The following is a 21,975-nucleotide window of genomic DNA, read 5'->3' as shown; positions in this document are numbered from 1 at the left end:
GGCTTTTTATTGGTTCGCATTTCTTCATCGCATTGGCTCTGGCTTGGTTGAAGATGGGCCATGGAAATTTTGGGCATACTCCTTGGGCTTGGATTGCTGTTTTACCTTTTGGCAGGACCCGGAATCGCTTGGTATCTGGCGTCTGAGGCCAGGAAGGAAAGCCAAGGGCTGAAGGAAAAAGTGAACCAGTTGCGCGCTGAGGTGGAGCGACTGAAGGCTGACCTGCCATCTCGTTCCTCTCTGCCGCCGATACAGGAAGAGGTGTTTATCGCTCCTCCTCCTCCGCAGGTGGTGACTCAAGCCACAGTCAGGGATGAGCCACCCGTCATTCATCAGGAGCCGACCATTCTCCCGCCAGCCCTGCCACCGCCGGTCTTTGAAAGGATCGCAGAGACCCCTGTACTTCCCCCACTCGAAGCAGCAGGTCCCCCCAAGATTCCTGCTCCAAAGCCTATGCGCCGACCTGTCAAGGCAGCCCGGCCAGAGATCTCTTTGGAGCAGTTTCTGGGAGTCAAACTGTTCGCCTGGATCGGTGGACTGGCGCTGTTTTTGGGCATCGTGTTTTTTGTGAAATATGCCTTTGAGCGAAATCTGATCTCCCCGGCTCTGCGGACCGGCATCGGATTTCTTATTGGGGGAGGACTGGTGGTCACGGGTATCATCATGAGGCGCAGCAAGGACTATGCGGTGCTGGCGCAGACCCTGGCTGCCACGGGTGTATTGATTCTGTATGGGGTGACGTATGCGGCCCATGCGCTGTACCATTTCCCGGCGTTTGGCACCCTGAGCACCTTTGTTTATATGTCGCTGATCACCACCGGGGCCTTTGTGCTGTCGGTGCGGATGGAGGCACCCGTGATCGCTGTGCTGGGGATGGCGGGCGGATTCCTGACTCCCATCTTTGTCAATACGGGTGTGGATAACCCGCTGGGGCTTTTTGGCTATTTGCTGCTGATTGATCTGGGGCTGATGGCCGTGGCCAAGAAGCGTGGCTGGTATTATCTCATCGCCTGCGGAGCGGCGGGCACCCTGCTGCTGGAGGCGGGCTGGTTCATGGAATGGTTCTGGAAAGGCGAATACCATCTGAGCGCGAAAATCTGGATCCCGGTCACGGTGCATGTGTTTTTCCCGGCGCTGTTCGCCGGGGCTACGTGGTGGTTGCAGGCGCGGTCTCGCGATACTGTTAGTTCGGCCAAGACAGAGTCCTTTTCTCTGTATCCGGCCTATGGAGGACTGGCCCTGGCGGCGTGGAGTTTCATCGTGGCCTTCTTGTTTCTGGAGCATGATTACATCACGTCGCGGCCGGTGGTGCTGAACGGGTTTCTTTTTGCACTGAATGCGGCGGTGCTGCTGCAAATCTGGGTGCAGCCACGTGTGGCGATGGCGCAATGGCTGGCCGCCCTCCTGAGCTTTGTACATCTGGCGGTCTGGAGTTCCCTTCGATTGACAGAAGCCACTTTGATGGCGGCCTTGTTGAGCTATCTGGTCTTCGGCCTGATGCACACGGGCTTTGCGCTGCTGGCGATGCGGAAACGCCCGGAAACGATGCAGGCGCAGCAGCATGGCATCTGGCTGGGACCGGTGGCGGTGTTGCTGGTGCTGGGGCCGATGTTTGCCCTGCCTGAAGTGCCCTGGCTGATCTGGCCAACGGTGCTGCTGCTGAATCTGATGACCATCGCGGTGGCCGGCGTGACGCTGGCACTGGCACCGGTACTGCTGGCGCTGTGTGTGACGCTGCTGGCGGTGGGCTTTTGGCTCTTCCGCCTGGATCCGCTGGCCGGGCCCTGGAGTTTCCTGCTTACCCTGGGAGGCTTCGCCTTGGTATTTGCGGCGGCGGGGGCCGTACTTTCGGCTCGGGTACGGCTGCGTAAAGGCGGCGAAAAACCGCGAGGCAGTGAGTGGCTGACAAGTCTGGAGGGGCAGTTGCCGATGGCCTCCGCCAGCCTGCCTTTCATCCTGCTGATCATCGCCACCTATCGGCTGAATCTGGTGAATCCGACGCCGGTTTTCTCGCTCGGTCTTCTGCTGTGTCTGGGACTGCTGGTGCTGATGCGACTGTCCCGCCTGCCTGCCCTGGGTATGGCGGCCCTGGTCTGCATGTGGCTGCTGGAGTATGTGTGGATGGACCTGCACTACACCGCCGAGCAGCCGTGGGTGGCCCTGGGCTGGTTTCTGGGAGTGGCCTCGCTTTTCGCTGGTTATCCGTTCCTTTGGAGATCGCGCTTTCAGGAGGTGGCGCTGCCCTGGGTCATTTCGGCCATCACTTGGCTGCTTCAGGGATTCCTGATCTATAAGGTGTGTGACAGTCTGCCTCGAATGAAGGAGCAGATGGGGTGGGTGCCTGCTTTGCTGGCTCTGCCGCCTCTGGTTTCCCTGTCTGTGGTATTGAAGATGCCGCTGGCTGGTGAAAACGCCATTCATCGGCTGGTGCGAAATACGCAACTGGCCTGGTTTGGCGGGGTGGCGCTGGCCTTCATCACGCTCATCTTTCCGATCCAGTTCAATGAACAATGGATCACGCTGGGCTGGGCCATGGAGGGTGCGGCCCTGTGCTGGCTCTATACACGCGTACCGCACGATGGCCTGCGGCGAGTGGGTGTGGGCCTGCTGACCGCCACCTTTATCCGGCTGGCGCTGAATCCGGCGGTGCTGAGCTACCAGGAGCGTAGCGAGACACCTATCTGGAACTGGTTTCTCTATGCCTATGGCACTGCGGCCTTGGCGATGTTTGCCGCGGCCTGGTGGCTGGCTCCTCCCAGGGACCGGATGGGCGAGGTGAACCTGCGCGGTCTGCTGTGGAGCTATGGCGGCATCCTGCTGTTCCTGCTCGTGAATATTCAAATCGCCGATTATTTCACCCCGGCAGGTGAGGCCTTTATCTCGACCCAATGGGGAGGTGACTTCGCCCGCAGCATGACTTTCAGCATCGCCTGGGCGCTGTTTGCCCTGGGGCTGCTGGTGATCGGTTTCCGTGTGGATGCCAAAGGTGCGCGGTATGCGGGAATCGCGCTGATGGGCGTCACGCTGATGAAGCTGTTTTTCCACGATCTGGCCAACATCGAAAGCATCTACCGCATCGGGGCACTGATCGTGGTGGCCATCATTGCGCTGGGAGCTTCGTTTCTGTATCAGCGTTTTTATGCACGGCAGGAGCGGGATGATTGAGACGCGGTGACCGGGGGCGCGGCGGACCTTTGGGACGATGGGGAGAAATTTCAATTTTCCCCCATTTGGGGATTTCGCCGCGTAATCCGTTGAGAATGTGCATTTTTCCGTGGGGATTCTTTTCCCCATGGGGGGCGTTTTGTGGGGATGATGCGGAAGCTGGGGAAGCCTGAGTGGTCGAACCGGACCGTGGACAGGCAGGTTTTTGGCTACCAGCATCTTTGCGGCGACTGCGGAGGCATCAGGCACGCGGGCAATATCCGGCCACTGACCGGGGGATCACAAGGGAGTAGGCCCCTGAGTTGGGCCAAGTGGCAAAAATATTCCGGGGGAATAGAGAGGCACCCATCATGGATTCGGCACGGTTCATCGTGAAGGTTGAATGGCGGATGGCGACGGTTGAATGGCGTGCGGTCTGGAATTTGGGGCGTGGTAGGGGGAACGTGGGTGCAGTGTCCCGCCCTTTCAGGGCTCTAGGGCAGATGTGTGTGATGTGTGGCCTACCCAGGGCGGTGCTCGCTGAGGCTCGCTTGCCCTGGGCTTTGTTGTCACGCCCCTTTGGGGCTGATGCGGGGGCAGGCGATTTCGCTCCTCTGGCTTTGTGCGCAGCTTGCCCTGGGTTTATTGTCACGTCCCTTTGGGGCTGATGCGGGAGTTTAGCGGATTTAGCGCCGCTGATTGGCTTTACTCGCAGCATGTCCTTGGTGCCGACTTACCCCAGGGCTGTGCGCGCTGAAGCTCGCTTGCCCTGGGTTTATTGGCGCGCCCCTTTGGGGCTGATGGGGATCAGCTCGTTTTAGGTGTGCTCCAATGAGCGCGGGATTCAAGCCTCCTCGGGCTGGGGCAACGAGGCATCCTCAAGTCGGCTCTTTTTGGCCAGGCGGGAGAGAGTCACGGCAAAGACGAACATGAGGACGATGCAGAAGATGCCGGAGGCGATGAACTTCTCCACAGAGGGCTTGTTGATGTTAAAGTAGAGCAACTGACCGACATTGAGAAGGACAACTCCACGCAGCATCCATTCCACGTTCATCTTGTGGAGAATGTAGGACCCAAAAGGTGCCATGAAGAGAACCACGGGATAGGCGCACAACCAAGTTCCGATCTGGTCACTGGTGAGTCCTGCATCCACAAAGTGACGGTAGGCATATCCCAGGACACTCATCGCAGCCATGATCATGATGCTGAGGTGGGTGGCCACCTTTTCATTCATGCTGAAACGCGTGACTAACAAAGTATAGAGAATGATGTCTGCACCGGTCCCGAAGAGGCTGGCGCACATGCCTGCAACCAGCAGAATAACTCCGAGATAAAAGGTATCCCAACCGCCTTTGAACTCCAACGAAGTCCTGGTGCCTCGATGGCTGCTATAAATGTATGCGATCGCGAATGTGGTGATGAGGCTGAGGAACAATGCCTGGATGATATAAACCGGCATCGTCTGCAAGGTCATCATGCCAATGACAAAACCTACAAAGGCCACAGGAATAAAATACAGCATGGGCTTGTAAGCCCGCAGCACACTATCCCGATGACTGAGGATGAAGATGCTGGCGCTGGTCATGCCGACGCTTTGAATCATCAGACTGAAATCACGGGCGATGACGCGGTCGATATTGAAGAATACGCTGAGCACCGGGAATGCCACCGCCCCACCTCCTTCAGGAGTCAATCCCGCGACAAAGGCCCCCAGGACCATGATGACCGGATAATGCAGATGAGAAAACAGAAACGACAGATCCGAGAAGGAATAAAACAGCCCTGCCCAAATGATGAGCATGCCGATGAACCATAAAGTGAAGACTTTGCTGCGAAACATGTTGGGCAGTATTAGCAGGACGATGGCCAGCCATTCTCAAATGAACAGACCACTTATACTATCTCGTTGGCGTGGTGATAACGGCTCGGCATAAGGATTCCCTGCAATATTATCTGCTGTACAGATTCACTTAACCGCCTGAGGAATGTGAGCGAGGAGCTGGCGGAGTTGATCAATGCTGACAGGCTTGACGAGGTGGGCGAAGAAGCCGGCCTCGCGGGTCTGGCGGACGTCTTCTTCCATGCCATACCCGCTGAGGGCGATGCCGTGGACGGGACGCTGACGGCGGATCTCCCGCATGAGGTCCAGACCGCTGCCATCCGGCAGGCCAAGGTCGCTGATGACAGCATCGAAATGATCCAGGGCAACCGCGGCAAGACCTTCGGCGATGGAACTGGCAAGTGTGACGCGATGGCCACTTTTGGAAAGCAGGCGCGCGAGCATGGTACGAGTCGCTTCATGGTCCTCAACAATGAGCAAGCGCAATGCCGGGGCCAATGAAGCGGGTTCTGCCGGCGTGTCTGCCGCGACTGCAGGCGCCTCCACCGTGGCCAGAGCAACCATGAAGGTGGCCCCCTGGCCAACGCCGGGGCTGTCGGCATGGATCTCCCCACTGTGAGCCTCCACAATGGCCTGCGAAATGGCAAGTCCCAGGCCAAGTCCGCCAAAGCGGTGCTGCCCGACCACATCCCCCTGCTCAAAGGCGCGGAAGATGTGCGGCAGCGCCTCCGGGCTGATGCCGACGCCGTGGTCTTCCACCGTCAAGACCAGCCTGTCCTCCGCATCGTTACGCGTACGCACAGTCACGGTCCCTCCGGCAGGTGAAAACTTGAGCGCGTTTTTCAGCAGGTTCCAGAAGACTTGATGCAGACGGGTGGGATCGGCCAGCGCATGATGCCGCACGGCTGTGAGTTCAAAGTCCACCTGCACGTTTTTATCCTGTCCGTCGCTGCGGATGATGTCGTCGCTGTGCCGCAGGAGTTCGTGAATATCGGCGGGGATCGGGGCAATGGTGAGCTTGCCACGGCTGATGCGGGTGACGTCAAGGAGATCGTCGATGAGGCGCGCTTCCAGCTCAATGTTACGCCGCATCATGGCGAGCTGTTCACGCACGTCGGCAGGAAGCCGCTGATCGTCCTGAAGGGAGGCCGCGCTCATCAAAACAGGCGTCAGCGGGGTGCGCAGTTCGTGGCTCAGGGCAGCGAGAAAATCATCCTTCGCACGGCTGGCGGCATGGGCTTCCTCGGCATTTTGGCGGAGAGCCTCGCGCTGCTTGGCCAGTTCAAAAAAGATGCCGGCCTTGCTCTGCAAAATATGGGCTTCGATGGGTTTGAAGATAAAATCCACCGCACCGGCTTCATACCCGCGAAAGCGCCGCTGCTGATCCACCGCGCCAGCGGTGAGGAAGATGATCGGCACGCGCCGGGTGCGCTCGGTGCCGCGCATCAGTTCAGCCAGCTCAAAGCCATCCATACCCGCCATCTGCACATCCAGCAAGGCGAGCGCCACATCGTGAACGAGCAGCAGTTCCAACGCCTCAGGCCCAGAGCGCGCCTTGAGAAGCTCCAACCCATCCCGGCGCAGCAGACCTTCCAGGGCCAGGAGGTTGGCGTCCAGATCATCCACAAGCAGAAACTTGATCGTCGGGGGGGTCATGTCGGGGCGGAGACGAGATCGGTTTGCAAGGCAGCGGCGAGCTCGGGGAGATCAAGGGTCCGTGCCGCAGGGCAGGCGTCAAGCGCCGCTTGCGGCATCGTGGCAGCTTCAGCACTTGCGGGCGTCTGTACAATGACCACTCCACCAGCTTCGCCAATCGCACGCAAACCCCGGGCGCCATCACGACTGGCCCCCGTAAGCACGACACCTGCAAGTGAATCGCCATAGGCATCGGCGGCTGTTTCAAAAAGGACATCAATCGAAGGCCGGGAAAAATGCACCGGCTCATCCTGCGAGAGCGAAAGATGAAAATCAGGTTCGACCTGCAGATGATAGTTCGGAGGTGCCAGATAGACTGTTCCAGCACAGATGGGCTCCTTGTCTTCAGCTTCTTTAACCGGGATCTGACAACGACCATGCAGTAACGTGGCGAGGATGCTGTTGGGGTCGGGCGGGAGATGAACGACGACCATCACCGCCAGCGGATAATCGCGCGGCAATGGAGGCAAGATTGCCAGCAGCGCGCCCACCGCACCTGCCGAGCCGCCTATGACGAGCGCCTTGATCTTTCCGCTGGCAAGTTCGTGGTTCATCCGCGTTTTTGATAAATGCGTTCGTTGCGGGCAAATTCCTGAAAATCCTCCGCGTGAGCCGAGAAGTGCAGACTTTCTTTGGAGCCCAAGCCGAGGAAACCTTTGCGCACGAGCGAGTCCTTAAAAAGCCCCACCGCACGATCCTGCAGCTCTCGGTTGAAATAGATTAGTACGTTACGGCAGGAGACGAGCTGCGCCTCGGCAAAGACAGCATCGGACACCAGGCTGTGATCCGAAAAGACGGTGCGTTTGCGCAGCGATTTATCAAAGACAGCGGCACCGTAGGCGGTGGTGTAATAATCAGAAAGCGATGACTTCCCCCCTCCACGCTGATGATTGGAAGTGAAGAGCGGAATCCGCTCCAGATCATACACTCCTGCCTCAGCTTTTTTCAGCGCATCTGTGTTGATATCAGTTGCATAAAAAATGGTCCGTTCCTCGAGTCCTTCTTCTCGAAAAAGAATGACCATCGAATAAAGCTCCTCGCCTGAACTGCAGCCCGCGATCCAGACCTTCAGCGATGGATACGTGCGGAGATGCGGCACCACCTGCTCCCGGAGGGCCTTAAAATAGTCCGGGTCACGGAACATTTCGCTGACCTGGACAGTGAGATAATTGAGCATTTCCGGCAGCACTTCACTGTCGTGCAGAACGCGCTCCTGGAGAGCCGAGAAAGTTTTACAAGCAAAGCGTTCGCGCGCATGCACGAGACGGCGCTTGAGAGACGCCTCCGAATAGTCACGAAAGTCGTAATGATACTTTTGGAAGATGGCTTCCACAAGCAGGCTCAATTCGATGCTTTCGGTCTCGGCGGTATCCGTTTTCATCTTGGCATCCACACCCGCACGAGGGAGAGCAGTTTTTCCACATTGAGAGGTTTGGCCAGGTAATCGTTGGCACCTGCAGCCAGGCATTGTTGCTGATCAGCCGGCATGGCTTTGGCCGTTAGTGCAATGATTGGCAGCTTCTTCCACTCCGGTTTCTCCCGGATGGCGCGCATCGCGGTCAGGCCGTCCATTTCAGGCATCATAATATCCATCAATACGAGATCGATTGGCGTCTGCGAATCGCGTGTGCGCTCTAGTGCTTCCAGCGCCTCGCGGCCATTCCGGGCGATCTCAAGAATCAGGCCCAACGGCTCCAGCAGGCTGGTGAGGGCGAAGATATTGCGTACATCGTCTTCGGCCAGAAGCACACGCCGACCTTCCAACGCGGCTTCGCGGCTTCGCGCTTTTTCGATCATCCGCTGCTGCTCGGCAGGCAGTTCGGAAACGACTTGGTGAAGGAAAAGAGCAACTTCATCAAGCAGCCGTTCCGGCGATTTGGCCCCTTTGACAATGATGGATTTGGAGTAACGACGCAGGCGCTGTTCTTCATCGGCGCTCAGTTCTCGGCCGGTGTAGATGATCACAGGCGGGAAAGGATAAGACTCGTCAGCACTGATTTTTTCCAAGAGCGCAAAACCGCTGGCATCTGGCAGGCTAAGATCCAGCACCATGCAGTCAAAGGTATCCCCCTGAAGTTGCTCCAAGCAGCCTGCGGCATCCTGCGCGCCAATGGCCTCGACCTCGCGGGAAGAAAGAAGGGAGCAAAGCGCGCCGAGCTGGATGGGATCATCCTCTACCACCAACACCCGCCGCAGCCGATGTGTAAGCCGTTTTTCCAGCGCCTGAAAGGCATCGGCGAGTTTCTCACGCGGGACCGGCTTGAGCATGTAGCCGGCCGCTCCCATCGCAAGCGCCTTCTCCGCATAGTCGCTGCCTGACACAACATGCACCGGGATGTGTCGCGTGCGCGCATCGTGCTTGAGCCGGTCGAGCACAAAAAGACCCGAGCCATCGGGAAGCCCGACATCCAGCACCACGGCGCTAGGCAGGTGCTCCCGGGCCAGTTCCAGTGCCTCGTGGGCACTGGACGTCACGAGACACTGGAAATTCTGCTCATGGGCTAGGTGGGTGAGGATCTCCGCAAAGCTAGCATCATCCTCGATCACCAGAATCATTTGCTTGGAACTGCTGAGCTTTTCCCGATCATCGGCCACGATTTGCTGCAACGTGACTGGCTTGGAGGGGGCGGATGGCGCAGACGGCCGAAGAGAAGCAGGGGAAGGTGTGGACGCTGGCTCGTAGGTGACAGGCGCGGGTTCAGCCTCAGGAGCAGCGGCTTTGAGGGTCTGGGGCAGAATGACGGTGAATACGCTGCCACGACCGATCTGGCTCGTGAGCACTATTTCGCCCCCAAGCAGCCGTGCCAGCTCCCGTGAGATGGACAGGCCAAGACCGGTGCCGCCATATTTGCGGCTGGTCGTTCCGTCCGCCTGGCAAAACGGTTCAAAAATGAGGCGCTGCTGCTCGGCCTCAATACCGATGCCGGTATCCCGGACAGCAAACGATACACGACCCTGGGCGGCGGCGGCAACTTCCATCGCCACTTCGCCCTTCTCAGTAAACTTCAGCGCATTGGACAAAAGATTGCGAAGCACCTGCTCCAGGCGATGCGGATCCGTTTCTATGCTTTGCGGAGCTTTAGGTGCGATGGTCAGCTGAAGGGCCAGACCTCGATTGGACGCGACCGGTTCAAACTGGCTGCGCAAGGTTTCCAGCAACTGAGTGATGTTGATGCGCTGCGGCGTCAGGTCCATGCGGCCTGCTTCGATCTTCGAAAGGTCGAGAACATCATTGATCAGGGCGAGCAGGTCATTGCCGGAGCTCTGGATGGTGCGCGCGTATTTGATCTGTTCTTCCGTGAGATTGCCGTGGCGATTTTCTGCCAGAAGCTGGGAGAGGATGAGCGAAGAATTGAGCGGCGTGCGCAGCTCGTGGGACATGTTGGCAAGGAAGGCTGACTTGTACTGGCTGGCCTGTTCAACCACGCGCGCCTGGCTTTCCAGGTCCAGCTTGGCCACCACGAGATCGTCTTTTTGCGCTTCGAGCAGCCGCGCCTGCGCTTCGAGATGCAGGTTGGTCTGCTCCAGTTCGGCCTGTTGGTTTTCCAGTTGTGACTGCGTTTTCTGAAGGGCCTGGCTCTGCTCCTCCAATTCCTCGTTGGAGACGCGCAGTTCCTCGCTCTGCGCCTGCACCTCCTCAGACTGGCGCTGGGTTTCTTCCAGCAACTCCAAAATGCGGGCTCTGGACTTGGCGGAATTGACCGCCACGCCAATGGATTCTGCGGTGCGAATCAGCAGTTCAATGGAAGCCTCGGGCACGGGCTCGAAGAAGCCCAGTTCCACAACCGCATTGACTCCGCCATCGATGAGAGCAGGAGCAATGAGCATGTGGCGCGGTGGATTTTTCCCAAGTGCCGAACCAATTTTAAGATACCCCATTGGAACGTCCCGAACGAGGAAAGGACGTGCATCCTTGACGGCTTGGCCAAGCAGGCCGTCACCCGGTGCAAAGCTCTCCGGCAAGCTGGCCGATGAAGGCACCGCATAGGTCGCGCAGCGGCGAAACTTACTGCCATCTTCAATGAAAATGGCCCCAGCCTGGGCCCCGAGATATTCGCACAGAAATTGCAAAGCATTGTCCCCAAGCACATCCAGACGCTGTTCGCCAATGAGCTTGGCGCTCAGACCTGCCTGCCCGGTCTGCAGCCACTCCTGCCTCCACCGTGCCTGATCCGTCCGGCGCAGCAGGACACTGACGACCACGGCGAGGAGCCCCCCCACGAGAGCTGACACCAGCCCGCTTTGCACCGCCGCCCGAAAGGCGATATCCCTCTCTTCGAGGCGTTGTTTCCGCAGCTTGCGCTCGTCCTGCTGCATGGTCACAATGCGATCCCGCAGCCTGTCCATTGAGGCCTTGCCACGATCCGACACCACGATAGCACGCGCAGCTTCAAAACCCTCTGCACGCCGCACGGTGATGGATTCGGCCAGCTCCTTCAGCTTGAGGTCAATCTGGGCCTGGATCTCCGGAAGCTGGGCCTGATGGTCCGGGTTATCAGCGGTCAGTTTTCTGACGTCCTCCACCCGTTCCTCAATATGGGCAAGGGCGAATGTATAAGGTTCAAGATACCTTTCTTCACCGGTGATGACGTAGCCTCTCTGCCCTGTCTCGGCGTCTTTCACAAACGAAACGAGATCTTCGAGGGCTATGGTCACCTCATGAGTGTGGGAGACATCGTTGGTTACCTTTTGCAGGGTGCTGATATTGAAGAACGCGATCGTCGCGCTGGTGCCGAAAAAGACTAAAACCAAAGCCAGGCCAATGAATAATGAGATGCCGGCCGAGGCGTGCCGGTTGTTTCCGGAGGAGACGAGCTTCGAAGTCATAGAATAGTGTCGGGAGGTCAGAGGAGCCGGATTCTGGCCGGTCAGCGAAAAAAGTGTCAACGGGCCACCTGCGGAGCTATTGCCATTCGTTGCTGCTATGGTTTTGCGTGTACAATGCGCGGCTTTGAAGACTTGTAAATGCGGCCGCGGCTGTCCTTTACAAATGCAGGAATACTTTAGCCGGTGATTCGCATAAAAAAGGGCGGGATTCGCATCCCGCCCTCTGAGAGGTTTTGAAGCTTTAAAAGCGACTGGCCGGTTTTACGCGGAGAGGTCTTCACCCACGGCGAAGCGCACGAAGCGACGAACGACGAGGTTTTCACCCAGCTCGGAGATCTTGCTCTTCACGAAGTCGCCGATGGTCTGGTCGGGGTTCTTGATGAAGGCCTGCTCCAGGAGGCACTGCTCAGAGAAGATTTTGTCGATCTTACCCTGAATGATCTTTTCAGCGATGGCTTCGGGCTTGCCCTTGACCTGGTCGGCAGCGATTTCGCGTTCCTTGGCGATGAGGGCCTCGGAGATTTCTTCACGAGCCAGGAACTTAGGGTTCGCAGCGGCGATGTGGAGGGAGATGTCCTTCACGAAGGCCTGGAAGATTTCGTTGCGGGCCACGAAGTCAGTTTCGCAGTTCACCTCAATGAGCACGCCGATGCGGCCTGCCATGTGGATGTAAGAGGCGATGATGCCTTCCTTGGTCTGGCGGTCGGCCTTTTTCTCGGCCTTGATGGTGCCCTTCTTGCGAAGGATGACTTCTGCCTTTTCCAGGTCGCCATCGGCTTCCTTGAGGGCAGCTTTGCATTCCATCATGGCGGCATTCGTTTTTTCACGAAGGGCCATGACAACTTTAGCGGAGATTTCAGCCATGTGTCTTTAAAGGGGAGTGGGGTTGGGAGTTTGGGGCTCTTACTTCTTGAGCTCAGCAGTGGCGGTGATGACGGGGTCGATCAGCTTCTGCAGGATGATGCGGATGGAGCGGATGGCATCGTCGTTGGCGGCGATGGGGTAGTCCACTTTGTCCGGGTCGGCATTGGTGTCCACGAGGGCGACGATCGGGATGCCGAGGCGGCGGGCTTCATGAACGGCGATGTGCTCACGAGCGGAGTCCACGATGACGACGGCATCAGGATACTTGTCCATGCCGCGAACGCCACGAAGGTTGCGCTCCAGCTTGATACGCTCGCGGTTAAGGCTGGCGAGCTCCTTTTTGGACATGAGCTTGAACTCAGGCTTCTTCTCGATCTCTTCCAGATAAGCGAGGCGGGCGACGCTCTTGCGGATGGTTTCGAGGTTCGTGAGAGTACCGCCGAGCCAGCGATGGTTGACGTAGAACTGGCCGCAGGCTTCAGCAGCTTCGCGGATGGCTTCCTGGGCCTGACGTTTGCAGCCGACGAAGAGGATGCGCTTGTTTTTGCGGGCGAGTTCGGAAAGGAATTCAGCAGCCGTGTCGATCTGCTTGAGGGTCTCCTCGATGTTGAGGATGTGGATCTGATTGCGGGAATCCAGGATGAAAGGCTTCATCTTCGGGTTCCAACGCTTGGTTTGGTGACCGAAATGGACTCCGGCTTCGACGAGTTCTGCGAGTGCTTGGGACATGAGGTAGTGTAAGGTGCCGGTCTTTCGCACGTTTCGCTCAGGGAGCGGACGCTCAATGCCAGGAGGCACAGATCCGAAAGGGGAGGCGGTTTAAGGTTGTCTTTCCCTTTGCCTGACAACGGTGCCCGGCAAAAGGGCGGCAAAAGTAGGGGCAGACGGCCATTCGGCAAGTGCTTTTTCGTGCCACGGAATTCACACTTACATCCCGGCGACCAAAAGGAGCGTAATGTTTGGCCGGAAGTGATGGCCTTGTTTGACAAGCCGGGTCGCCACCCCTTGATTACAGATACATACCTTATGTCCCACTCCCCAACCGACTTTCCCGGCTCCATCGCCCCGCCGTCTCCCAGCAACTACATCTATCCGACCGTCATTGAAACAGAGGGTCGAAATGAGCGGCAATACGACATTTTCTCCCGCCTGCTGAAGGACCGCATCATCTTCCTCGGCAGCGAGGTGAACGACCAGGTGGCCAATGTCATCATCGCCCAGTTCCTTTTCCTGCAGATGAGTGACCCTAAAAAGGACATTCATTTTTACATCAACAGCCCTGGCGGCTCTGTGACAGCCGGACTGGCCATCTATGACACGATGCAGTTCGTGACCTGCGATGTGAATACCTACTGCATCGGCATCTGCGCCAGCATGGGTGCGGTGCTGCTGGCCTCTGGCACGAAGGGCAAGCGCTTTGCCCTGCCGAACAGCGACATCATGATCCACCAGGTGTCCGGCGGTGCCCGGGGCACGGCGAGCGATGTGGAACGTACGGTGGACTTCATGTACAAACTGAAGCGCCGGCTTAACCGCATCCTGGCTCACCACTGTGGCAAAACGCCTGAAGTGATCGAGCGTGATGCTGACCGTGACAATTATATGAGCGCCGAAGAAGCGGCTGCTTACGGCCTGGTGGACAAGGTGCTGCAGAGCAATCGCGAGCTGCCCCCGATCACAACAGCATAAAGGAATGAGCGTGGAGGCCGGTCCGGCTGTCCAAATGCAAGAGCAAGTCAGGCGAGGAGGAGTTCAATTTTGACTCCTTTGACCCTGCCTTGGCCGCTTGACTGCTCCCCCCTCTTCATGCGACACTAAAGCCATGCCTCGTGCTTCCACAGTAACCTTGTGCTCCTTCTGCGGCAAAAGCCATGCGGAGGTACGGAAGCTCATCGCCGGACCCGGGGTCTATATCTGTGATAACTGCATCGGCGTATGCAAAGCCATCCTGGATAAGGAGGCCGCGCAGGAATCTGAAACGACTCCGGCGCTGACGGTGCCGCGCCCGGCGGATATTTCGGCAATTCTGGACCAGCACGTCATCGGCCAGTTTCATGCCAAGAAGGTGCTCAGCGTGGCGGTGCACAATCACTACAAGCGCATCCTGCACAGCCAGCAGCAGGAAGCCCGAAAGGACAGCAGCCCGCGTAAGATGCCGGACCCGAATGATGTGGAGCTGGAAAAAAGCAACGTGCTGCTGCTGGGGCCCACAGGCTGTGGCAAGACACTGCTGGCCAAGACGCTGGCGAAGATCCTCAATGTGCCCTTCAGCATCGCCGATGCGACCACGCTGACGGAGGCGGGGTATGTGGGGGAGGATGTGGAAAACATCATTTTGCGTCTGCTCCAGGCGGCGGACTATGACATTGCGAAGGCGGAGATCGGCATCATTTACATTGATGAAATCGACAAGATCGGCCGGACTACGGGCAACGTGAGCATCACCCGGGATGTGTCTGGTGAAGGAGTGCAGCAGGCGCTGCTGAAGATCATCGAAGGCACGGTCTGCAACGTGCCACCGCAGGGTGGCCGCAAACATCCGCAGCAGGAGTACATCCAGGTGAACACGGAGAACATCCTGTTCATCTGCGGTGGTGCCTTTGTGGGGCTGGAGGAGATCATCAAACGCCGCAAGGGCAAGCAGACGATGGGTTTCAACATGCCTGCCCCAGTGCAGGAAGAGGAGAAAAAAGGCCCGCTGCTGGTGGAGCCTGAGGACCTGCTAGGCTATGGCCTGATCCCGGAATTTGTGGGTCGCCTGCCGGTGATTTGCTCGCTGGAAGCACTGACGGAGCAGGAACTGGTGCGTGTGCTGACGGAGCCGAAGAACGCTCTGCTGAAGCAGTATGCCAAGCTGATGAACATGGACGGGGTGGACCTGACCATCAACAAAGAAGGCCTGCTGGCCATGGCGCGCGAGGCCGTGAAACGCGGCACCGGTGCACGCGGACTGCGTAGCATCTTCGAGCGCATCATGCTGGATGTGATGTATGATGTGCCTAGCCGCGTGGATGTGCGTTCCGTCGCCATCAATGAAGCGGTGGTGAAGGGCGAGCGGCCGCCGATTCTGCGGAAGCGGATTGAGCGGAACGCGGCGTGAGGAAAGCGGATCCGATGACGGAGTGAGTTTTTTCTCGCCAGCCGTCTTTGAATCTTCGACAAATGCAAGCCAGCTCAACTGGGGCGCGTTTTTGTGCGTCCCGCTTTGATCTGGCTTCAGGTGCCAGCGTTTTTCGTTTTGTCTGCTCGTTCATCCAACCGTCCCATGATCCGTTATCTTCTCCCGCTCGCTTTTTTAACCTCCAGTTTAATGGCTGATGAAGCCGCTACACCGGTGGCGCAGATCAAGGTCAAAAAGGACTTCCAGGTGGAGTTGCTTTATACGGTGCCGAAGGCGGAGCAGGGGTCCTGGGTGAGCATGTGCCTGGATGATAAGGGGCGGCTGATCGCCTCGGACCAATACGGGCCGCTTTATCGCATCACCCCGCCTGCTTTGGGCGGCAGCTCATCGGAGACGAAGATCGAGAAAATGGATCTGCCCATCGGCGCGGCGCAGGGAATGGCTTTTGTGAAGGGGGCGATTTATCTCCAAGTAAACGGGGATGAATACCAGGGGCGCGGTTTATACAAAGTCAGCGACAGCAATGGCGACGATCTTTTCGATAAGGTAGAACTGCTGCGTGGGTATACCGAACGGGCGGGTGAGCATGGCCCCCACTATGTGGTGCCGGGGCCGGATGGCGAGAGCATCTACGTCATCGTGGGAAACCAGACGCCGCTGACGGAATACACCAAGAACCGCGTACCGGCAGTGTGGCAGGAAGACATCCTGCTGCCGCGCATCTATGGCCGTGGTTTCATGAAGGATGCCCTGGCCCCACGCGGGTGGGTAGCGAAGGTCAGCCTGGATGGCAAGGAGTGGGAGCTGATCACCACCGGTTTCCGCAATGAATACGGTGCGGCCTTCAACCATGAGGGGGACCTCTTCACCTTCGATGCGGACATGGAATGGGACATGAGCCTGCCATGGTATCGCCCCACGCGTGTCTGCCAGGTGCTGAGCGGCAGTGAGTTTGGCTGGCGCAACGGATCAGCCAAATGGCCGGTGCGCTGGGAGGACAGTGTGCCTCCGGTGAAGGACATTGGCCCGGGCTCACCTACCGGTACGCAGTTCGGTTACGGAGCCAAATTTCCTGCCAAATATCAGGAGGCTTTTTTCATCAATGACTGGAGCTATGGCAAGATGTACGCCGTGCATCTGCGGCCAGACGGAGCCGGGTATGCAGCGGATTTTGAAGAGTTCATCAGCGCCCAGCCGCTGCCGCTGACGGACCTGCTCATCAACCCGAAAGACGGTGCCATGTACTTCGCCATCGGCGGACGCAAGACTCAATCGGCCCTTTATCGAGTGACCTATGCTGGCAGCGAATCCACCGCTCCGCAGCCGATGAAACTGGAAGGTGAAGTGAAGACTCTGCATGAACTGCGCCGGAGCCTGGAGCAGTTCCACGGCAAGCAGGACCCGCAGGCGCTTGCGACCGCGTGGCCATATCTGGGACACGGTGACCGCCTGATCCGCAATGCAGCTCGTATCGCCATTGAGCATCAGCCCGTCGCCTCCTGGAAAGACCAGGCTCTGGGCGAAAAAGAGCCTCGCGCTGCCCTCACCGCACTCATGGGGCTGATCCGGCATGGAGCCAAGGAAGATCAAGGAGCCGTGATCACCGCGCTGGACAAGATCCCGCTCGAAGGGCTGGACCTACTCGGCCAGACGACGCTGCTGCGCAATTACACACTGGCATTCCTGCGCCTCGGCGAACCAACGATGGAACAAAAGAAAAACACCATTGCCCGCTTTGCCCCGCTCTTCCCACACAAGGATATCGGCTTCAGCCAGGATCTGTGTGAAATGCTGGTCTATTTGGGAGATGGAAGCGTCGTCGCCAAAGCCGTACCGCTGGTGAACAGCGCCCCGACCCAGGAAGAGCAGATCGGTTATGCCAAAACTCTGCGCCTGGCCAAAGCAGGCTGGACACCCGCCCTGCGCGAGGAGTTCTTCAAGTGGTTCCAGCGCGCCGCTACCTATACAGGCGGGGCCAGCTTCGGTCTGTTCATTGAGGACATTAAACGCGACAGCCTCGCCAGCCTGACTGAGGAGGAAAAGGCTGCGCTTAAACCCATCCTGGAAGCGAAACCCGAAGCCAAAGGACCTACCTTTGCTGCAAAGCCTTTGAGCTACGTCAAAAACTGGACCGTCGCGGATCTGGAAAAGGTGCTCAACGTCGGGCTCGAGGGTGGCCGCAATTTTGAAAATGGCCGCAACAGTTTTGGTGCCATCGGTTGTTATGCCTGCCACCGTTTCAACTTTGAAGGCGGTGCTGTGGGCCCTGACCTGACGAGTGTGAGTGGGAAGTTTGGCCCCAAAGACCTCCTGGAATCCATCATCGAACCGAGCAAGGAAATCAGCGATCAGTATGGCAGCATGGACTTCAAAATGAAGGACGGCAGCCTCGTCGTCGGCCGCATCATGAACCTGAAGGAAGACACCCTGATGGTGAACATCAACATGATGGACCCCAACGCCAATCAGAGCCTGAAACGCGGCGACATCGCCAGCATCGAGCCCAGCAAAACCTCCATGATGCCCGCCGGTCTTGTGAACATGCTCAGCGAAGACGACATCCTTGACCTCCTCGCCTACCTGCTGAGCAAGGGTGATCCGGGGCATGCTTATTTCAGGACGAAGTGAGACCTCAGCGCGCCTTTGGGTGGGCAAGGCTATTCCCTTGCCTTGATTGTTGGCTGATTTAGAGGATTATTCTTTCATGAGCTTAGAATCCTTAAAACAGGAGATTGCCAGCCTCCCTCCGGAAGGTCGCAACCAGCTTATGGGCTATTTGATCGATTTGCGGGCGCGGGAGTCCGATCCTCATTGGGCTACACGGACTGCCGCAGCACTGAATGATAAATCGCCCTCACGTTGGATTCCGTGGGAAGAAGTCGAGACAAAACTCGATGCCAAAGACGCTGAAGAAGCACCATGAGGTACCGTCTTTTTCTGCTGGATGAGGCAATAGAGTTTTTGCTGAATTTGCGTGCCGCTGACAGGCAACTCCTCCGCAGGAAATTAGAAGCCATCCGTGAGTTCCCCTCATATCATGCAGAATACGAGAGACGCGACGCCACTGACCGCAGAATTGCTGGCTGCGTGATGGGCCGGTTTGCCATTGAATATTGGGAGGATATTGCGGATGGAGATCTAAAAATCACGCATATTGGCTGGGCGGACCGTTAAACCTCCCCTTCCCGCTCAAAACCCAACAACGTAGTAGTATCTCTGCGAGACGAGGTCGGCCTCTTTGATGGTGATCCAGCGCTCCATGAAGCGTTCGCCCCAACTGTCGCTGAAGGCGATTTCGCCCGTTTCTTTGTTGTAGCCGATAATGAGCACCACGTGGCCGGATTCACTATCAGGCATGAGGACGTTATCCGCTGTGTCCACGGCCAGCTTTTTCTTCCATTCGCTCCATTCGGTGACGGTCTTGCGCTCATCGGTCCGGCGGTTGGCGGTTTCATTGAAGGCCTTCGTGCTGCTGAGTGCCCAAATGACGGGGATGCCTTTGTCGATGTGCTTGGCCAGATCTCGCACGGACATGGCGCCTTCCCAGGTATCAAAGGAACGTCCCTTGGCGCGGATGTAACGGCCAACTCCCTCCAGCAGTTTGGAAACACTGGTGCCGCCGCCATATCCAGTCCCACCTGCATTGGCTAGAATGTACATATCGGCCGAAACACCGAGGTAACGCATGGCGCGCTCAGCCGTGGCGGGTACGCAGTAGCCCTTTGGCCCCTGGTCCACCATGGGGATGTCTTGGATAACCACATCACCATTCGGGCGCTTCAGCACGTTTTTGCTGGAGCGCTCTCGAATGACAGCATCCGGCACGCGGGTGGATTTTCCACCAGCATCGGCAAAGGCGGTTGGCACAATTTGTAGCCCCACATATTCACCCTCCGCTTCCGCCAGCAGGATGGAATGACCGCGCCAGTCCCAGCGCTGCATGTTCATGCGCCCGGTCTTGCCTTCGCCAAAACGTTCCCTCTTGGGCGCACCCAGTTTAGCCGTGATCGTTTCAGAGATGGCCTTCAAATCGGCATCCATGGCTTTTTTGACAATCTTCTCAGCCTCAGCGGGAGGGGTGTCTTTATCGAAGTGCAATTCCGCGCTTCCTTTCGAGCCAAAGAGATCGCCCTTGTTGGCAAAGACCAGAGAAAGGCTGGTCGTCTTTCCCTCATCCGCATATAGCGCCACGGAGAAAGGCCGCGCGCCGAATACACGGAAGTCTTCCTTCGGGTATGAGCGGAAGCTGCTCTGATTGGAGGTCTGGGATTCACGACGCAGTTGCAGGCGCTCCGCCACGCCTTCGCCTGGACTTTCCCAGAGAGACAGTTCATCAAAGATGCTCTGCCCGGCCAGCGCGTTTAAAGTGGCTGCGTCCAGACTGGCATTCGGGCCAGCGGCGGCACTCGTTGGGGCAGGCTTTGCCGACCACTGGCGGATGTATTCTTGATCCACCGCACTGAAGGCCGTCACTGGCACAGCAAACTGGGCACCGTCCTCACGCTTGATCGTCGCCTGTCCGTTGGCGACTGAGATGAGCGCTGCCCTGATGGCCACCCCTTGGGCATTGGTGAAAACACGCACTTCCTGGCAGAATGCGGCGGGGGTCAATGCAATGACAAAAAGGACAGCCAAGAGCGGTTTCATTTCCCTGTTTTAACCATAAGGAATTTTGGAAGCAAGCCTCCGTCATCGGCAGGCCTCAGATTTAGGAAATCTGATAAAGAGCAAGGAATTGGAATTGATCTTCATTCCTTCAAATCCCACCATGCTTCCAGCATCGCTTATGATCACCTTCGCCACATTCAGCAAACCTGAGGAGGCGCATCTGCTACGCATGAGGCTGGAGGCAGCAGGCATCCCCGCATTCGTCCAGGATGAAAATACTGTGCAGATGTACTGGCTTTACTCCAATGCCATCGGCGGAGTGAGGGTTCAAATTGCCGGGGAAGATCTGGAGGCGGCCCAGGAATTCCTGGCGGCGGACACCCCGCAGTCCAGTCCAGATGCGGTGGAGGTTCATTGTCCCTCATGTGGATCCGCAGAAACAGCACCTGACGAATTCCCCCGCCAAATGTCCTTCCTCAGCCTGATTCTCCTCAATTTTCCGATCCTTATCGGCCGCAAGCAATGGCGTTGCGGCGCTTGCCAGACGGTTTTCAAACCGGTGCAGGAATGACAAAAATCGACCTTACTCAAAGTTAGGCCGGACTGTAAACAGAGGTTTGATCCAAGCTGATTTAGACCTGGATCAAACGTAGAGAACGGATCAAACGTTAAACCGCCACTCGACGACGTCGCCGTCGCGCATGACGTATTCTTTGCCTTCGATGCGCAGCTTGCCGGCCTCGCGGGCCTTGGCCTCGGAGCCGAGTGCGACGAGGTCGTCATAATGAACGATCTGTGCAGCGATGAAACCGCGCTCGAAGTCACCATGGATCACGCCGGCAGCCTGGGGGGCCTTCATGCCTTTCGTGATGGTCCAGGCACGCGTTTCTTTCTCACCGGTGGTCAGGTAGGTTTGCAGACCCAGCAACGCATAGACGCTCTTGATGAGCAGGTTCACACCGCTATCTTCCACGCCCAGATCGGCGAGATAGGCCTTGGCATCTTCTTCCGGCAGCTCGCTCAGTTCGCTCTCGATGGCGGCGCTGACAACACAGGCGCTGGCAGCATGGGCATGTTTCACGTATTCACGCACCTTGGCCACCTGCGGATGTTTGTCCGGCTCCTTGGAGGCCTGAGCTAATTCGTCTTCGCCCACGTTGCAGGCGTAGATGCAGGGCTTTCCACTCAAAAGGAAGAAGGACTTCAGCACCTTCTTCTCTTCGTCATTGAGTTCCAGCGTGACCGCAGGTTTCATGGCGTCCAGGTGCGGCAGCAGTTTTTCACAGAGGGAAAACTCGGCCTGCGCTTCCTTGACGCCGCGCTTGGCATCCTTTTCAGAGCGGCTCTTGCGCTTGGACACACTGTCCATGTCCGCCAGGATCAGCTCCGTGTTGATGACCTCGATGTCGCGGATGGGGTCCACACTGCCGTCCACATGGGTGATGTCCCCGCCTTCAAAACAGCGCACGACGTGCACGATGGCATCCACTTCGCGGATGTGGCTCAGGAACTTATTGCCCAGGCCTTCACCCTGGCTGGCTCCTTTCACCAGACCGGCGATGTCCACGAATTCAATGGCCGCTGGCACCAGCTTCTGCGAGCCGCTGATCTTGGAAAGCACCGCCAGGCGCTCATCTGGAACGACGACCACGCCCTGGTTGGGCTCAATGGTACAAAAGGGATAGTTCGCAGCCTCCGCTTTGCGGGTGCGGGTGACTGCATTGAAGAGAGTGGATTTGCCTACATTGGGCAGGCCGACGATTCCAGCTTGGAGCATAAGGGTGGCGAGGATAGCGGTCTCCGCCGCAGGTGCGAACGAAAAGTGTGTGTCCCTGCCTGCGTCTCCTCCTTTTTCCTGCATCTACCTAGTTGGCAT

The 21,975-nt window shown here is 57.7% G+C and carries 16 protein-coding genes; 7 read left to right on the top strand and 9 right to left on the bottom strand.

The genetic code is table 11. The annotated features are described in order from the left end of the window. Window positions 1–108 precede the first annotated feature (108 nt). The gene (locus EI77_RS11890) at window positions 109–3,165 is read left to right on the top strand and encodes a DUF2339 domain-containing protein (protein ID WP_166647203.1); all 3,057 of its coding nucleotides are present in this window, start codon (window positions 109–111) and stop codon (window positions 3,163–3,165) included. Between the two features lie 823 nt (window positions 3,166–3,988). Here EI77_RS11890 and EI77_RS11885 read toward each other — a convergent pair. The 7 genes from EI77_RS11885 to rpsB form a co-directional block, all read right to left on the bottom strand. Beyond that, on the bottom strand, window positions 3,989–4,984 hold the full coding sequence (locus EI77_RS11885) for a sulfite exporter TauE/SafE family protein (protein WP_133795475.1): 996 nt from the start codon (window positions 4,982–4,984) through the stop codon (window positions 3,989–3,991). Window positions 4,985–5,110: 126 nt separating this feature from the next. Then, window positions 5,111–6,640, bottom strand: coding sequence for an ATP-binding response regulator (locus EI77_RS11880; protein ID WP_133795474.1), 1,530 nt, complete (start codon window positions 6,638–6,640; stop codon window positions 5,111–5,113). Then, window positions 6,637–7,233 (bottom strand): chemotaxis protein CheB, encoded by a 597-nt coding sequence (locus tag EI77_RS11875; protein ID WP_133795473.1) that lies wholly within the window; start codon window positions 7,231–7,233, stop codon window positions 6,637–6,639. The genes EI77_RS11880 and EI77_RS11875 overlap by 4 nt, the downstream gene beginning before the upstream one ends. Further along, window positions 7,230–8,060, bottom strand: coding sequence for a CheR family methyltransferase (locus EI77_RS11870; RefSeq protein ID WP_133795472.1), 831 nt, complete (start codon window positions 8,058–8,060; stop codon window positions 7,230–7,232). The genes EI77_RS11875 and EI77_RS11870 overlap by 4 nt, the downstream gene beginning before the upstream one ends. After that, a complete protein-coding gene (locus tag EI77_RS11865; protein ID WP_133795471.1) occupies window positions 8,057–11,506 on the bottom strand; it encodes a response regulator in 3,450 nt (1,149 codons plus the stop codon). The genes EI77_RS11870 and EI77_RS11865 overlap by 4 nt, the downstream gene beginning before the upstream one ends. A gap of 261 nt (window positions 11,507–11,767) precedes the next feature. Then, window positions 11,768–12,370, bottom strand: coding sequence for a translation elongation factor Ts (gene tsf, locus EI77_RS11860; RefSeq protein ID WP_133795470.1), 603 nt, complete (start codon window positions 12,368–12,370; stop codon window positions 11,768–11,770). A 39-nt stretch (window positions 12,371–12,409) separates the two neighbouring features. After that, on the bottom strand, window positions 12,410–13,099 hold the full coding sequence (gene rpsB, locus EI77_RS11855; RefSeq protein WP_133795469.1) for a 30S ribosomal protein S2: 690 nt from the start codon (window positions 13,097–13,099) through the stop codon (window positions 12,410–12,412). A 297-nt stretch (window positions 13,100–13,396) separates the two neighbouring features. On the opposite strand from rpsB, the gene EI77_RS11850 reads away from it, so the two are divergent. The 5 genes from EI77_RS11850 (at window position 13,397) to EI77_RS11830 (ending at window position 18,665) form a co-directional block, all read left to right on the top strand. Further along, complete coding sequence (locus EI77_RS11850) at window positions 13,397–14,059, top strand: ATP-dependent Clp protease proteolytic subunit (protein WP_133795468.1); 663 nt, start codon at window positions 13,397–13,399, stop codon at window positions 14,057–14,059. A gap of 133 nt (window positions 14,060–14,192) precedes the next feature. Continuing rightward, window positions 14,193–15,470 (top strand): ATP-dependent Clp protease ATP-binding subunit ClpX, encoded by a 1,278-nt coding sequence (clpX, locus tag EI77_RS11845; RefSeq protein WP_133795467.1) that lies wholly within the window; start codon window positions 14,193–14,195, stop codon window positions 15,468–15,470. Between the two features lie 210 nt (window positions 15,471–15,680). Beyond that, on the top strand, window positions 15,681–18,119 hold the full coding sequence (locus EI77_RS11840) for a c-type cytochrome (RefSeq protein WP_243838808.1): 2,439 nt from the start codon (window positions 15,681–15,683) through the stop codon (window positions 18,117–18,119). 76 nt (window positions 18,120–18,195) lie between these two features. Continuing rightward, on the top strand, window positions 18,196–18,414 hold the full coding sequence (locus EI77_RS11835) for a hypothetical protein (RefSeq protein ID WP_133795465.1): 219 nt from the start codon (window positions 18,196–18,198) through the stop codon (window positions 18,412–18,414). After that, on the top strand, window positions 18,411–18,665 hold the full coding sequence (locus tag EI77_RS11830; protein WP_133795464.1) for a hypothetical protein: 255 nt from the start codon (window positions 18,411–18,413) through the stop codon (window positions 18,663–18,665). The genes EI77_RS11835 and EI77_RS11830 overlap by 4 nt, the downstream gene beginning before the upstream one ends. A gap of 15 nt (window positions 18,666–18,680) precedes the next feature. Here the strand turns inward: EI77_RS11830 and EI77_RS11825 are convergent, their stop codons facing one another. Continuing rightward, a complete protein-coding gene (locus EI77_RS11825) occupies window positions 18,681–20,138 on the bottom strand; it encodes a C39 family peptidase (RefSeq protein WP_133795463.1) in 1,458 nt (485 codons plus the stop codon). A gap of 139 nt (window positions 20,139–20,277) precedes the next feature. Here EI77_RS11825 and EI77_RS11820 point away from each other — a divergent pair, with 139 nt between their 5' ends. Continuing rightward, window positions 20,278–20,670 (top strand): putative signal transducing protein, encoded by a 393-nt coding sequence (locus tag EI77_RS11820; RefSeq protein WP_166647202.1) that lies wholly within the window; start codon window positions 20,278–20,280, stop codon window positions 20,668–20,670. Between the two features lie 90 nt (window positions 20,671–20,760). Here EI77_RS11820 and ychF read toward each other — a convergent pair whose 3' ends face one another. Next, window positions 20,761–21,876: a redox-regulated ATPase YchF gene (gene ychF, locus EI77_RS11815; protein WP_133795461.1), complete on the bottom strand. Its 1,116-nt coding sequence runs from the start codon at window positions 21,874–21,876 to the stop codon at window positions 20,761–20,763. Window positions 21,877–21,975 lie beyond the last annotated feature (99 nt).

This window comes from Prosthecobacter fusiformis (assembly GCF_004364345.1).
GTDB lineage: Bacteria > Verrucomicrobiota > Verrucomicrobiia > Verrucomicrobiales > Verrucomicrobiaceae > Prosthecobacter > Prosthecobacter fusiformis.
The sequence above is the reverse complement of the archived record's forward strand: the minus strand, read 5'-3'. Positions and strand labels throughout refer to the sequence as shown.